The sequence below is a fragment of the Bilophila sp. T19-St14 genome (assembly GCF_059728385.1).
Genome location: NZ_BAAGFT010000001.1, coordinates 1307559 through 1322511 on the forward strand (window position 1 = coordinate 1307559; position 14953 = coordinate 1322511).

The 14953-nt window shown below is 55.8% G+C and carries 11 protein-coding genes and 3 tRNA genes; 8 read left to right on the forward strand and 6 right to left on the reverse strand.

All coding sequences use genetic code 11. The features are described 5' to 3' along the window. Positions 1-306: 306 nt before the first annotated feature. Positions 307-1695 (reverse strand): aspartate ammonia-lyase, encoded by a 1389-nt coding sequence (aspA, locus tag AC6I1V_RS05755; protein ID WP_308771496.1) that lies wholly within the window; start codon positions 1693-1695, stop codon positions 307-309. Positions 1696-1812: 117 nt separating this feature from the next. On the opposite strand from aspA, the gene AC6I1V_RS05760 reads away from it, so the two are divergent. Next, positions 1813-2697: a LysR family transcriptional regulator gene (locus AC6I1V_RS05760; RefSeq protein ID WP_486849768.1), complete on the forward strand. Its 885-nt coding sequence runs from the start codon at positions 1813-1815 to the stop codon at positions 2695-2697. A gap of 87 nt (positions 2698-2784) precedes the next feature. On the opposite strand, the gene AC6I1V_RS05765 is transcribed toward AC6I1V_RS05760, so the two are convergent. Further along, positions 2785-2988, reverse strand: coding sequence for a hypothetical protein (locus AC6I1V_RS05765; protein ID WP_486854037.1), 204 nt, complete (start codon positions 2986-2988; stop codon positions 2785-2787). Positions 2989-3276: 288 nt separating this feature from the next. After that, positions 3277-4788, reverse strand: a complete 1512-nt coding sequence (locus AC6I1V_RS05770) for an APC family permease (protein ID WP_337431535.1) — start codon at positions 4786-4788, stop codon at positions 3277-3279. A gap of 682 nt (positions 4789-5470) precedes the next feature. Here AC6I1V_RS05770 and AC6I1V_RS05775 point away from each other — a divergent pair. Next, entirely contained in the window at positions 5471-6541 is a 1071-nt protein-coding gene (locus AC6I1V_RS05775) for an ABC transporter substrate-binding protein (protein WP_497736928.1), read from the forward strand. Between the two features lie 1212 nt (positions 6542-7753). On the opposite strand, the gene AC6I1V_RS05780 is transcribed toward AC6I1V_RS05775, so the two are convergent. Further along, on the reverse strand, positions 7754-8545 hold the full coding sequence (locus AC6I1V_RS05780) for a TlyA family RNA methyltransferase (RefSeq protein WP_486854035.1): 792 nt from the start codon (positions 8543-8545) through the stop codon (positions 7754-7756). Positions 8546-8749: 204 nt separating this feature from the next. Between AC6I1V_RS05780 and AC6I1V_RS05785 the strand changes: the two genes are divergently transcribed. From AC6I1V_RS05785 to AC6I1V_RS05795, 3 genes are all read left to right on the forward strand, one after another. Next, on the forward strand, positions 8750-9433 hold the full coding sequence (locus AC6I1V_RS05785) for an HAD family hydrolase (protein ID WP_486854034.1): 684 nt from the start codon (positions 8750-8752) through the stop codon (positions 9431-9433). A gap of 101 nt (positions 9434-9534) precedes the next feature. Then, positions 9535-9621, forward strand: a tRNA-Leu gene (locus tag AC6I1V_RS05790). A gap of 646 nt (positions 9622-10267) precedes the next feature. After that, positions 10268-11074, forward strand: a complete 807-nt coding sequence (locus tag AC6I1V_RS05795) for a sulfite exporter TauE/SafE family protein (protein WP_486851207.1) — start codon at positions 10268-10270, stop codon at positions 11072-11074. Between the two features lie 403 nt (positions 11075-11477). On the opposite strand, the gene AC6I1V_RS05800 is transcribed toward AC6I1V_RS05795, so the two are convergent. Continuing rightward, positions 11478-11553: transfer RNA gene (locus AC6I1V_RS05800), tRNA-Lys, on the reverse strand. 57 nt (positions 11554-11610) lie between these two features. Here AC6I1V_RS05800 and AC6I1V_RS05805 point away from each other — a divergent pair. Together AC6I1V_RS05805 and AC6I1V_RS05810 are read left to right on the forward strand one after the other, a co-directional pair. Beyond that, positions 11611-11859 (forward strand): hypothetical protein, encoded by a 249-nt coding sequence (locus tag AC6I1V_RS05805; protein ID WP_486854033.1) that lies wholly within the window; start codon positions 11611-11613, stop codon positions 11857-11859. A gap of 274 nt (positions 11860-12133) precedes the next feature. Next, positions 12134-12718 carry a GNAT family N-acetyltransferase gene (locus tag AC6I1V_RS05810; protein WP_486854032.1) on the forward strand — a complete coding sequence of 195 codons (585 nt, stop codon included), beginning with the start codon at positions 12134-12136 and terminating at the stop codon, positions 12716-12718. Positions 12719-12907: 189 nt separating this feature from the next. Here AC6I1V_RS05810 and AC6I1V_RS05815 read toward each other — a convergent pair. Next, a tRNA-Lys gene (locus tag AC6I1V_RS05815) sits at positions 12908-12983 on the reverse strand. A gap of 101 nt (positions 12984-13084) precedes the next feature. On the opposite strand from AC6I1V_RS05815, the gene AC6I1V_RS05820 reads away from it, so the two are divergent. Further along, on the forward strand, positions 13085-14953 hold the full coding sequence (locus tag AC6I1V_RS05820; RefSeq protein ID WP_497736929.1) for a protein-disulfide reductase DsbD family protein: 1869 nt from the start codon (positions 13085-13087) through the stop codon (positions 14951-14953).

A 14953-nucleotide genomic window follows, 5' to 3' on the forward strand; every position in this document is an offset into this window, starting at 1 on the left:
CCGCCAAGCTGACCGGGAAAGTCCGGGGTGCCGTACCCCTGTTTCTCAATCGTATGGAAACGCCTTCCGCATACCCCATCCAGCCGGGCGTCTTTGGGAAAGGCTGTGTCATAGAAAATGGTTGATGCTTTTTTCCAGCTCCAAAGGGACAACCGGCAAAATGCCTGAGCCGTGGCTCCCGCCAAAGGGAAAACCGGAGAAAAAGGCCGTATTTTCACCGCACTGTGGAGATGAAACAACCACATACTCTAACAAAGCCTTGGGAAATGCTGAGGGCGCCTCCCTGAAAAGGGAGATGCCTCAACATTACTTTCTGTTGATCATGTGCTCAGGGGCGAGGATGTCGTCGAGCTTCTCGCGGCTGAGGAGGTTTCGGGCTAGCACGATGTCGAGCACCGAGCCGCCGGTTTCGAGGGCTTCCTTGGCGATGGACGCGGAAGTTTCATAGCCGAGATAGGGATTCAGGGCCGTGATGATGCCGATGCTGTTCTCGACCATGCTGCGGCAGCGTTCCTTGTTCGCCGTAATGCCGCTCACGCAGCGATCCTGCAACGTCCGCATGGCCTGACGCAGGCGGTGGATGCCGTTCGCCAACGAGAAGGCGATGATCGGCTCCATGACGTTCAGCTCAAGCTGCCCGGCTTCCGCCGCCATCGTGATGGTCACGTCCTTGCCGATGATGTCGAACGCCACCTGCGAAACCACTTCGGGGATGACCGGGTTGACCTTGCCCGGCATGATCGAGGAGCCGGGCTGCAGCCGGGGCAGGTTGATCTCATTGATGCCCGTGCGCGGGCCGGAGGACAGCAGGCGCAGGTCATTGCAGATCTTGGAGAGCTTGACCGCGATGCGCTTGAGCACGCCGGAGGTCTGCACATAGGCCCCGGTGTCCCACGTCGCCTCGATGAGGTTGGTGGACAGCACCACCGGAATCCCGCTGACGTCGGCGAGGGCCTTTGAAGCGGCTTCGGCATAGCCCTTGGGCGCGTTGATGCTTGTCCCGATGGCGGTCGCGCCGAGGTTGATTTCAAGCAGGAGCTTGCGGGATTCCTCGACGCGGAGGATGTCCTCGCCGATGGTCGTCGCGTACGCGCCGAACTCCTGGCCAAGCGTCATGGGCACGGCATCCTGCAACTGCGTGCGGCCCATCTTGATGACGTCAGAAAATTCTTCGGACTTGGCCCCGAACCCACGCTGGAGATAGGCCATATCGCCGGTCAGTTGGCCCAACATGCTGTACAGGGCGATGCGCAGGGCCGTGGGGTAGATGTCGTTGGTGGACTGCGAGCAGTTCACATGGTTGTTGGGGTGGCAGTATTCATATTCGCCCTTCTTGTGGCCCAACAGCTCAAGGGCGCGGTTGGCGATGACCTCGTTGGCGTTCATGTTGGTCGAAGTCCCCGCGCCGCCCTGAATGCAGTCCACGGGGAACTGATCGTGCAGCTTGCCCTCAATGATCTCGTCGCAGGCCGCACAGATGGCATCCCCGATTTCGCGGGGCAGCACGCCGCACCGCATGTTCGCAATGGCGGCGGCCTTCTTGACCAGGCCGAGCGCCCTGATAAGCTCCGGGAAGCTGGAGATGCTCACGCCGGAAATCGGGAAGTTCTCAACCGCCCGGTACGTCTGGATTCCATAATATGTATCGGCAGGGATGCGCATTTCACCCAAAAAATCATGTTCGAGGCGAGGCATGGACGTTTCTCCTGTTTGGTGCGAATACTGAACGTGCCTTGACTATAAGAAACACCCAGCGGAACTGGCAATTGCCGATTTCGTATCGCGTCATGATCAAAAAGCATGGAGCCCCGCGTGGATCAGAAACTCCTTGAAGACTTCCTCAGCCTGTGCCGCCACAGAAGCTTTTCCCATGCGGCGCAGGAGCGCAACGTCACCCAGCCCGCCTTCAGCCGCCGCATCCGGGCGCTGGAGGAATGGCTCGGCGTGATCCTGTTCGACCGGACGGCCCTCCCCATCCGCCTCACGGCGCAGGGCGAACAGTTCCTGCCCGTGGCCCGCGACATCGTAGACCGCATGGCCGAAGCCCGGAGGGAATTCGCGGCCGGGAACCGTTCCGACGGCATCGTCCGCCTCATCAGCCTGCCGACCCTCTCCATCAACGTGCTCCCGGATCTCCTTTTCCGGGTGCGGCAGACGTGCGATCAGCTCCGTTTTGTGGTCAACCCGTTCCCGCAAAGCGTGGAAGAGCATTTCTGCGCCCTGATGGAACATCAGGTGGACATGCTCCTCACCTACAGGCTGGACGAATACGAGTCGGACAGCGAATTCCTTTCGCACATCGAATCCGCCGCCGTCGGCCGGGAACGCTTCCTCCCCGTCGTGGGGAGCGCCCTTGCGGAACGCCTTCCGAGCACATCCCCCCTGCCCTACCTTTCCTACAGCAATTTTTCCTTCGCCAACCGGATCATCCTTCCGCTCTGCGAAAAGACGCCCTGCGAACTCCAGTCCGTCTATGAAAGCAGCCTGAGCGAGGGCATCGTCAAAATGCTGGAAAAAGGCATCGGCATGGCATGGGTCCCGGAAACGCTGGTGAGCGAACAATTGAAGCGGGGCACCATCCGCCGCATATGGGAAGATCGCCCGGATCTCAGCGTGGAGGTGGACATCAAGCTCTACCGCAACAAAACCGTCCACCGGGCCGCCATCGAAACCTTCTGGAAAGCCATCCTCTCCTAGGCCGTGTCGCCAATTATATGCGACACATTGAAATTATTAAACTATTTTAACAAGTTCAAATGGTTGCATATCAAACGACGACATAACCTAATCCTCATACATTCCTTGTAAAAGGAAAGAGATGCGCCGGGGAAGAGAGCTTTTCCGGAGAGGTTCCGCCATAGCATGCGGTTGTTTCATCGCCACAACGCGGTAAAGAATACAGCCTTTTTCTCCAGTTTTCCCCTTGGCGGAATCCACGGTTAAGGCATTTTTCTGGTTAGCCCTTTGGAACTTCAAAGAAAAAAGCATCAGCCACTTTCCAAGACACAGCCTCAGGAGAAAGCTCCCCCTCTCCCAGCGCCTATCTGCGCTGCCCCTCCCCCTTTCCAAGCCGCTTATCCATCCGGGCAGCCGCCGCGCACTCCCCAAAGGGCCTTTGCAGGGACATGCGTTCAAAATGAGTACGCCCGCCCGCGATAAGCCCATCCGTAAAAGCGCAGCAGCCCGCCAGTGCAGGCGCACGGGACAAGGCCGCAAAAAAGCCGGGGCCGTCATAACAGGCCCCGGCTTTTCCCATCAGGTTAGGGGAGGGAGCGCCTAACCCAGTTCAGCAGCGGACTTGGCGTCGCCCTCTTCAAATTCCTCTACGTTCTTCGGGGTGAAGAGCAAGGGACGGTCAACGGTTCCGAGGAGCATATACTGCATGTTCTTTTCAGGGATGGTACGCAGGATGGAAACACGGCTAAAGTAGAAGCAAGCGCCGATGGCTACCCATGCGAACAGCATGATCCACGATTCAAACCCGATGGCGGCCGGGGAGCCGGGCACAGCCAGCATAAGGAAGCAGGCGATGGAGGTCAGGGCGCCGACCACGGCCACGGACTTGCTCCACCACGGGGCCTTTTCCGCAAAGCGGGCGGCGTACTTGTAGGCGACAAGGCACGTGGAGAAGTAGGCGAGCGCGGTGCCCATAGCGGACATATCGACGATCCAGTTGAGGGCGGAACGGCCGAAGAAAGGCGCGATAAGGGTCAGGACGAGGGTGAACAGCACGGCATTGGTCGGGGTGCCATACTTGGGATGCACCTTAAGGAACCAAGGATGCAGGAACTTGCCGCGGCCCATGCTGAACAGCAGGCGCGTGGTGGCCATGAAGAAGCCGTTCATGCCGGTCAGGATGCCCGCGAGGACGGGGACGGCGAGGATCAGGCCGCCGAAGCGTCCGAAGGCCATGTCAGCCACAGCGCCGGTAGCCCATGTGTGGTTCTGCCCAAGAAGGTCGGTATAAGGAATGATGACGGCCACGGAAATCAGGACAAGGGCATACAACGCCGCACCGCACGCGATGGAGTACAGCATCAGGCGACGGGATCTTTCAGGCGGGAAGTCGAATTCTTCAGCGGTCTGGGGAATGGTGTCGAAGCCGACGAACAGCCAAGGCGTAATCGCCACGATGGAGATGATGCAGGCCCAAGGAGAACGGCCTTCGGCGAATATGGGCGAAAGGTTGTCAAGCGACGCGGTGGAGGTGGAGAAAGAGCCCACGGTCAGGATGAGCACGCCGGCCACCAGCGCAAAAGCGAGGATGAGCTGGATGCTGCTGGCGAAGTCCATGCCGCGATAGTTCATGTAGCCGAAGAAGAGGAAAACGCAGGTCATCATGGCCAACTCACCGGCATACACGTCCCAGCCGGCTACGCTGTACAGATACCCCACGTCGAACACACCCGGCAGCAAGGCGCGGCTGAGGAGGGCCAGCGCGGTGCCGTTGGCGGCGATGACGCAGAGGTAGCCAAGGATGAGCGCCCATCCGCAAACAAACGCCCAAGCCTTGCCGAAACCGACATAGGCGTAGGTGAACGCACCGCCGGCCACGGGATAGGCCTTGACGAGGATGCTGTACGCGAGGGCGACGAAGCACAGGAGGCCGCCGCCGACAATGAAGGCCAATATGCTGCCGACAGGCCCAGCTTCGGGGAGGAAGCGCGTGCCGGGGAGGATAAAGCAGCCCCAGCCGATGATGGCGCCTACGGCAAGAGCCCAAACTTCAGCCGGGCTCATCGTTTTCTTCAGTTCTTCACGTCCGCTTTCAACATGTTCGTTGCTCATGACCAAAAGTCCCTCTTTGTCTTCGCGTTTCAAGAGCGGTTTCTTCGCGCTCTCTTTTGTTCACCGCCGTACACCGGCTTTGAACGAAAAAGGACGCATCATCCAAAAACTCTATTGGAACGTCGGGATTGTTCCCGAAGGCACTAACCCTTTAGCAAGTGCCGGGCCAAAATAGCCGGACAAGCACAGCAACGAGGCTTTTATCCATACTAATCTCTTGAAATAAAAAAATAATATTTTTCCATTTTTCAAATAATCCACCAAAACGTTCTTTTCCTCACAATGAGACACAAATGTCCCGTAAAGAATCCGTTATCCTGTATTTTATGTATTTCTAACGAGTTAAACCAAACTACCCTCATGGGGCATTTTTGTCCCACGGGACATTTTTGTCCCATCAATAGCCTCATCTTTTGGAGTACGCCTTATTCGTATAGGTTGATTCGTCAAACAGCCTCAATATGTTGAGGACGCAAGGGGAAAAAGCCGCCTTCCACTCGTCCCCAAACGGAACGGAATGAGGCAAAACATACGTGAAAAACACAACTTCTTGGCAATCGGGCACAAACCCGGTATGAATCCAAGCAGAATCCATAAGAAGTGATTTTTCTGTCAAACCTGATCGTTTCCATTCCACCCACTCCCCACTTTTTCTTAAGGCCATCTTATAAAGGACAGAGCCATGCGGCGCAGTACGCTGTTCGGACTATTCGGCATTGTTGCACTTCTCCTCAGCCTGGCGGCGCACTCGGCCGCCCAGCAGGAACCTGCGTTCAAACTCGAAACGGGCTGGCTCCCCGAACATGAAACGTTCCTCATCTGGTACGCCAAACAAAAGGGCTGGGACAAACAGGAAGGGCTCGACATCGTCCTCAACAGGTTCGATTCGGGCAAAGATCTGATCGGCAACGCGGACAAGTGGGCCATAGGAGCCTGCGGCGCGTTCCCCATCCTGACCAGCCCCCACCCCGAACGGTTCACCATCATCGGCGTCGGCAATGACGAATCCCTGGCCAATGTGGTCATGGTCCGGCCCGACAGCCCAATCCTCAACACCAAAGGCGCCAACAAGGGGTATCCGAACCTCTACGGCAAGGCCGACGACATCAGGGGGAAAACCATCATTTGCCCCGCCTCGTCATCGGCCCAATACCTCCTTGCCAAATGGCTTGCCGCCTACGGCCTGACGGCTGGGGACGTGCGGATCAACAATACGGATGCCGCACCGGGCCTCCAGGCTTTCCTTAGAGGGGAAGGCGACGCCATCGTGCTGTGGGCCCCCTACAGCTACACCGGAGACGAGCATGGGCTTAAGGTCGCGGCCACGTCGCGATCCGCCAATGCCCCGCAGTCCGTACTGCTCATGGCGGATAAGGATTTTGCCGATGCCCACCCAAGCCAAGTGGCCTCCTTCCTGCGGGTCTACCTCCGGGCCGCCCGTATGATGCGCGAGGAATCCGTGGCGGCCCTTGCCGAAGACTACAAAGCCTTCTTCAAAGAATGGGCTGGCAAAGAGATGTCCGATGCCGAAGTCATCAAGGACATCACCATCCATCAGGTGTTCCTGCTTGAGGATCAGCTTCGGATGTTCAGCGCCGGGCATCCCCGCAGCGACATGCAGGATTGGCTCGCCCCCATCATCCGCTTCCACGCGGGGGACGCCTATTCGCAAAACAAAACGGAAGAACTGCTCGGCCTCGTCACAGGAACCTTTCTTGAACAGGTGAAACGCCCTATCCCTGAATACCGATAACACGCCCCAAACGAGAGAGAGAGAGAGAGAGAGAGAGAGAGAGAGAGAAAGAAAGAAAGAAAGAAAGAAAGAAAGAAATTCACACCTTCAATGCCCATGACGCCATAACAAATGGCTCTGTCATAGCATATGGTTGTTTTATCTCCACAGTATGGTGAAAATACAGCCTCTTTCGTTAGTTTTTTCTTTGCGGAATTCGTGGTTAAAGTATTTTGTTACTTATTCCTTTGGAAATTCAAGAAAAAAAGTATCAACCATTTTCTATGACACAGCCTAACCAATTAAAATGCCAACTGAATTTCTTCAAAAGGCTCTGTCATGGCATGTGGTTGTTTCATATCCTCAGTACGGTGAAAATACGGCCTTTTTCTTCAATTTTCCCCTTGGCGGAATCCACGATTAAGGCATTTTGCCGGTTATTCCTTTGGAACCTCAAGGAAAAAAGCATCTGCCATTTTCTAAGTCGTGTCATCAATTAGATATAATCTATTGGAATTATTGGCCCTGTCATAGTACATGGTTGTTTTGTTTCAGCAATATATTGAAAATATATGCTTTTCCTTCAATCTTTCTGCTGGTGGGCTCTGTGATTGGGGATTTTATTGGTTATTTCTTTGGAATTTCAAGGAAATAAAGCATCAACCGTTTTCTATGACACAGCCAAATTATTAAATCATCTTCAAGTCATAAAAAATTATTTTAATAATTTCAAATAATTATATCTCAAACAACAACACAACCTAGGACACAGCCTTTCAAAAAACATCAAAAAAGGGAACGCCTCACAAGCTCCATTCCCTTTCAGCCCCAATCCGGGACAATACACCGTGGAAAAGCCGCGCATCAGTGCCGCTTCCCATTTATGCCTCCGGTTTCGGGAAACCATCCCCATACAACTGTCCCCCTTTCCCCCGAAGGGCGAACGGCCCGCACCCTCCACCCCATCGCCACCATAAAAAAACAGCCCGATCCATTTCCATTGAATCAGGCCGTTTTCTTCTTTCCCATACATGGCAACGGACGGACAAACGCCATCCAGTCCCCTCCACATCTTTTCCCCTCAATACCCCGGCAGGCCCAACAAACGAAGGGACTCCTGCCGTGCAGCCTCCCCACCAGTCGAAAGTCTTGGGAAAGGAGGGGGTGCGGGGGAGGAATAACCCTTCTCCAGAAGGGTTTTCCTCCCCCGCCTATCCCCACCCTATCCTTAGCCTATTCCTCCACCGCACTTCCGCAGGCCACCCGCCCAGACCCTACGCGGCGCAGGCAAACGATATACTCCTGATTCCCCTTGGGCCCCTTGACGGCGGCGGGCACGACGCCGAGGCACTCAAGGCCGAGACGCTCCTGACAAAACAACAACACCTTGTCCACCGCCTGCTGCCGCAAGGCGGGATCACGCACCACGCCCTTGTCCGTCTGATGCGGCCCCAGCTCAAACTGCGGCTTGACCAGCGCCGCCACCAAGCCGCCCTCTTTGAGCCAACGCACGCAGGGAGGCAGGATCAGCGTCAGGGAAATGAAAGAGACATCAGCAACGATGATGTCCACCGGTTCAGGAATCAATGATTCGGGAGCCGTGCGCAAATTCGTCCCTTCCATGCTGATGACCCGCGGATCGCGGCGCATACGCTCATGGAGCTGCTCCTTGCCCACGTCCACAGCGTACACCTTCGCCGCACCGTGCTGCAGCAGGCAGTCCGTAAACCCGCCCGTGGAAGCCCCGGCGTCCAGACAGACGAACCCGGTCACATCCAGCTTGAAGTGCTCTATGGCGGTCAGCAGCTTATACGCGCCACGGCTGACGTACTTCTCAATGCCGACCAACACGAAGGCCGTATCCGGCGGATATTTGTGGCCGGGCTTATCCACTTTTTGCCGTACGCCGGAAACATCCTCCAGCGCCACCTTGCCCGCCATGATCAGGCGTTTCGCCATTTCGCGGCTTTCCGCCAAACCTTGCGCAAAAACCAACTCATCCGCACGTTCCTTACCCTGCGCCATACTGCCCCCGCTTCCAAAAAATCGCCGCAATGCCGCGGCACCGCGCTAGAGTTAGCAAAATCCAGCCGCGATGCAACCCACCGCATTCGATCCGCACGGGATCCCCCCTTGAAAGACGCGGCGTCCTTTGTCATGCTGCCGTCGCACCCGTTCCCTTTCCCCGTGCACGGCACGGCGGATGCAACGGATTTCAAAGGAACAGCTATGGACAAGCCAAACTATCGCGCCGCCATCTTTGATCTCGACGGGACATTACTGAACACGCTCGACGATCTTGCCAATGCCGCCAATGCCGCGCTGCATTCAGCCGGTTACCCGCAACATCCCGTTGCCGCGTATCGCCAGTTCGTCGGCAACGGCCTGTGTATGCTCGTCCGCCGCGCACTGCCCGAAGGGGAAGCGGATCGGCTTGGGCCTGCGGGGTTTGAAACACTGGTGGGGCGCACGGGCGACAACTATGCCCAAAACTGGGCCGCAGCAACGCGCCCCTACCCGCATATCCCCGAACTCTTGCAGGAACTCCAACGGCGCGGCATCCCCTTGGCCGTCGTGACGAACAAGCCGCACGAGTGGACGCTCCATATGCTCAAGCACTACTTTCCCGACGAGCCTTTCCTGTTCATTCAGGGGGCTATGCCGAACCTGCCCCATAAGCCCGATCCCGCCGGGGCCCTCAATGCGGCCCGGCATCTTGGCGTTGCCCCACACGAAGCGGCCTTTGTCGGGGACAGCAATGTGGACATGCTGACGGCCCGCAATGCCGGAATGACTGCTGTCGGCGTCGACTGGGGATTTCGAGGTGCTCAGGAGCTGAAAGAAAGCGGCGCGGATACAATCCTCTATGATCCGCTGGAACTTCTTCCTCTTTTTGAAGGGTACGCATCCTAAGCCTATCAGCGTATGCGCACATTGCGCAGACCGGAAGCCGGAGGGAAAACGGGCCCGCCTGTTGACTCCTCCCCATGATGCACGTATTCTCAATGCCCCACGCCCGGATGGCGGAACTGGCAGACGCAAGGGACTTAAAATCCCTGAACCGCAAGGTTGTGCGGGTTCAATCCCCGCTCTGGGCACCAAGCTAGAATCTCACAAAGTCCCGTAAAGCCTAAAAAGCCTTACGGGACTTTAGGTTATGCAATTAAATGCACTCTCAGGCAGTCTTATTTGACCTATAGACATACCGTAATTCAGACGGCATTTTTTACGGCATCAGGTGGCGGCATAATACCGTGGGGGCGGAAATATCGTGCCGTTTTCAGATGGCTACCTACGAAAGCTCAAAAAGGGGGACAAGGCGAAACACCATGACGAGGGCGGCCTGAACCTCTTCCTTTCGCCAGCAGGCGGAAAGCTCTGGCACCATAAAAAACAAACAGGGACGACATGGATACGCCCCGTTTTCCCTTCAAAAGAAGCCCCTTCATGTTCGTAGCTGCAATTGCGAATGCACGGAGGGGCTTCTTGTTCTCTCCCTCCTTCCCTCTGCCTCCATCCCCCTACAGCTCTTCCGGCACAACACAGTATATTGACGGAATATTTCTCCGTACGCTGTGGGCCGAAAGGCTTACTCCCCGCAGGAAGGACTCGCCGTACATCTGGAAGAACCCCGGAAGCCTATCGATCTCTGACGGCTGATCTGCTATCACTGGATTCTGGGGGAAACCTCCCGATATGATAGGGCCATCGAAATTGTTTTCTGTCTTTTTAAAAAGGAGGGGCATTATGCTTTCCATGTTCGGCTTTCTTGTGCTTGGCGGGGCCTTTGTGGGGCTCCTTTCCGGGCTTCTCGGCGTCGGCGGGGCGGTAATCATCATGCCCCTGCTCAACGTGTTTTTCGACCGCCTCGGTTTTTCCGTGGACATGACGCAGCACCTATCGCTCGGCACGTCCCTCGCCACCATCCTATTCACATCCCTTTCCAGCGTGCTGGCGCACAGGCGCTATGGTTCCGTGCGCGCCGACATTTGGAAAAAAATGGCCCCCGGCATCATTGCGGGCACGCTCGGCGGCGCACTCCTCGCCCCACACCTTCCGGGGTTATTCCTGCGCGGCTTTTTCGCCTTCTTCATCATACTGGTCGGCGTCCATCTGCTCATCAATTCCACCCCCCAGCCAAAGACGGGGCGGCTTGAACGGGCCATGCTTCCGGTCAGCATACTCATTGGCCTGATTTCAAGCCTTGCGGGCATCGCCGGAACCATGCTCTGCGTGATCTTCCTTGCCTGGGCCGCGATCGATTGGGCCGACGCCGTAGGCACGTCCGCCGCCCTGAGCTTGCCCATCACCCTAACCGGAACCCTCGGATATGCCATCTCAGGGTGGAGTGTCCCGGATCTCCCTCCCTACTCCGTAGGTTTCGTGTACCTTCCCGGCATGTTCTGCCTGCTGGTTTCCAGCATGCTCATGGCCGTCGTGGGCGCACGGCTGGCCCACTCGCCACGATTGCCGATGCAGGCCTTGCGCCGTTGTTTCGCATTCGGCACTATCCTCCTCGGCCTTTCGATATTCCGCTCCATCCTCTTCAGATAATCCCGGCATACCCTAGGCCGTGTTTTTAATCAGATATAATCTACTGAAATTATTTAATCATTTTCAAATTACAAAATACTGTTTTTAATAGGCTCTGTTATAGTTTGTGGTTGTTTCATCTCTACAGTGCTGTGAAAATACAGCCCTTTTCTCCGGTTTTCCTTTTGGCGGAATACAGGGCTAAGGCATTTTGTCGGTTATCCCTGTGGAACTTCAAGGAGAAAAGCATCAACCATTTTCTATAACACAGCCTTTTAATAATTTAAAACAGTTACATAAAAAAACAACATAACCTAAAAGGAACACAGCGCGGGCGCATCCCGACCGCGCTCCCCTCGCTGCCTCCTGGCAAAAGAACGCAAAAAATCCCGGCAGGAAAACCTGTCGGGATATTCTTTTTTGCTGGTGGGCCATCGGTGACTTGAACACCGAACCAACTGATTAAGAGTCAGCTGCTCTACCAATTGAGCTAATGACCCAAGGGTATTTTGTCCGCGCTCATCGCGCGAAAACGGATGTATCGAAAACGGAGGGCCATGTCAACACATTCTCCGCACTTTTTGGATTTTTTCCTCAATAAAAAGAAAGAACCTGTTTTTTCAACTAGTAAGGAGACAACATCTTTCCTCTCTGCTTCCCGCCGCTTCCCATACTCCCCATCAGCCGACGCAGGAGAACGCGGCATCACACAATGGGGCTCCTACAGGTTTTCCGCATCAAAAACGCCATACATTTTACCAGCATCATCCGGCTTGCTGTTGAATATGCAAAACAATATGCCTTAATTTGACAAGGCTCTATCATAGTACATGATTGCTTTGTTTTAGTAATATATTGAAATACATACTTTTTATCCAATCTTTCCGTTGATGGGATCTGTGATTGGGGGATTTTATTGGTTATTTCTTTGGAATTTTAAGGAAATAAAGCATCAACCGTTTTCTATGGCACAGCCTTTGACAAAAAGGCACCGGAATCCTAAAATGAAAATAAGCATCAGGTTATTTTTCTATTCAAAAAATGATGTGTCATTTGATATATGATTGAAAAGGAATATATATGGATTTTACAAATACGCCGACATTGGAAACGGAGAGGCTTCTCTTACGGAGATTCACTGAAAATGATTTATATGCCTTGTTTACAATACACAGCGATAAAGAAGTAAACACGTATTTGCCTTGGTTTCCATTACAATCCATAGAGGAAGCAAGCCTTTTCCTTAAAGAAAGGTACTTGGACACCTACAGCCAACCTTACGGTTACAGGTATGCGATTTGTTTAAAAAGCGACAACCTTCCAATTGGCTATGTCAATATAGACGCCAATGAACCCCATGACCTTGGCTATGGTCTGCTCAAAGCCTTTTGGCGCAACGGCATTGTTACTGAAGCGGCCAATGCCGTCATCCATCAAGCCAAGAAAGATGGCATTCCTTACATTACTGCCACACATGACATCAAGAATCCCCGCAGCGGAAATGTTATGAAACGCCTGGGGATGCTCTATCAATATTCGTATAAGGAACAATGGCAGCCTAAAGACATACTGACCACGTTCCGTATGTACCAGATGAACCTTGATGGGCAAAACGAGCGGGTATATAAAGGTTATTTGGAGCAATCACTCAATCAATCCGGCTAAAACCTGCCCCCTGCCCTCCTGAGATGCCCCTTACCAGTGGGATGGGGTAGGCCCTTTCCCAACAGGAACCCACGAAATGACAACCACCCTTTACGGGTGGCTTATTGTTTTAGCCCCTGCACGCCCTCAACAGGCTAACGACATAAAAAAAGGACTTTCGATTCCTCGAAAGTCCTTGATTTGTTTTGCTGGTGGGCCATCGGTGACTTGAACACCGAACCAACTGATTAAGAGTCAGCTGCTCTACCAATTGAGCTAATGACCCGTGCCTCGCGGCGTGAAAAGAGGTTTAGTCCAAATAAGGGGCAAGTGTCAATACCCTTTTTGCAAAAGGGAAGAAAAAACGCTACCGTCCACCCCATGAAAATGAAAAACACACTCCATATATGGCTTATACTCTGCCTTGCCGCAGGTTTCCTGCTGTATGCTGCGGCTCTTACCAAGGCGGAATCACTTCCTTTTTCATTGGATACGGAATATGCCGAGCTGGACGGGCATCCGGCGGCCGTGCTCTGGGTGACGCCGCAAAAAGGCTACCACACCTACTCCCACTACGCGGACGCACCCATTCCCACCAGCTTGAACGTCCGCGACGCGCAGGGACAGCCCGCCGCAGCCGCAGTCCTCTACCCGCAGGGCCGACTTACGCCCGACACCTTCGAACCTACAAAGCAGATCCTCGCTTATACCTCCCGGTTCCCGATCTTCATCCGTTTCGATGCCCCCGTACCCGGCCCCCTCTCCGCCGGGCTTTCCATGCTCCTCTGCTCGGACAAAAACTGCGTCCCCGTGCAGCAAACGGTTTCCCTCACGTTCCCCCAAACGCTGCCTCCGCCGAGCCCCGCCGCTCTGGAGGCGTATGGGCAGCTCGGCAAAACCGTTTTCCCCACCCTTTCCGAGCCCGTGCCTCCGCAGGCCCACCCACAGCAATCCGTCACCCCGCTGACGCCGCTTTCCGGGCCGTCCGCCCGGCTTGCCCCCGGAAGCCCCGCTGAGCCTGAAGAATGGCGGTTTATGCCGCGCTTCTCGCAGGAATCCCTGGAGCCCACAGCCCTCGGCACGGCCCTGCTCCTCGGATTGCTGGCGGGCCTTATCCTCAATGTCATGCCCTGCGTGCTGCCCGTGCTGACCATGAAGGTTTCCGCCCTGCTGAGCGCATCGGGCCATGAAACAGAAAGCCGACGCCTCGCCCATTTCCGCAGGCACAACGTACTCTTCGCCGCCGGGATCCTGACGTGGTTCCTCGTGCTGGCCTTTTGCGTCGGCGCGCTCGGATTGGCGTGGGGCGGCCTGTTCCAGAACACCCACCTCGTGTATGGGCTGCTGATCCTCGTCTTTTTGCTGTCCCTCTCCCTGTTCGACGTGTTCACGCTGCCCGTGCTCGATTTCAAGGTCGGCGCGTCACGCAGCCCCAAAATGCAAGCCTACCTCACCGGCCTCGTCGCCACCCTGCTGGCCACCCCATGCAGCGGCCCCCTGCTCGGCGGCGTGCTCGGCTGGGCGGCGCTCCAGCCCCTGCCCGTAATCGCCGCCGTATTCACCGCAACCGGGATCGGCATGGCCCTGCCGTACCTCATCCTCGCGGCTTGGCCCGGCGCGGCCCGCATCCTCCCCAAACCCGGCGCATGGACGGGAATCATGGAACGGCTGGTCGGTTTCTTCCTCATGGGCACGGCCATCTATCTGCTGTCCATTCTCCCCGAATCGCAACGGCTCCCCGCGCTCGTCACCCTGCTCGTCTGCGCGCTGGCGGCATGGATCTGGGGGCACTGGGGCGGATTGCGGGCCTCTGGGCCGCAAAAGCTCTTTACGGGCGCGCTCGCGCTCCTTATGGTAGGCGGCTCCATCTGGTGGAGCGTGCGGCCCGCGCCCGAACCCGCGCCGTGGGAAGCGTTCCAAGCGGACACGTTCCGCTCGCTGCTGAAAAAAGAACCGCTGCTGGTCGAATTCACGGCGGATTGGTGCCCCTCCTGCAAATTCCTTGAGCAGACCGTGCTGACGCCCAAACGCCTGCACGCCATCACGGAACGCTACGGGCTGCGCCTCATCAAGGTGGATTTGACCCGCCCCGACCCGGAAGCGCAGGCGCTGCTCCGCGCCATCGGCAGCGTCAGCATCCCGGTCACGGCCATTTTCCCCAAGGGCCTCCTCTCAAACAGCCCCATCGTGCTCAGGGATCTGTACACGGCGGGCAAGCTTGAGGACGCCCTTTCCACCCTGTCTCCCCGGAAGTGA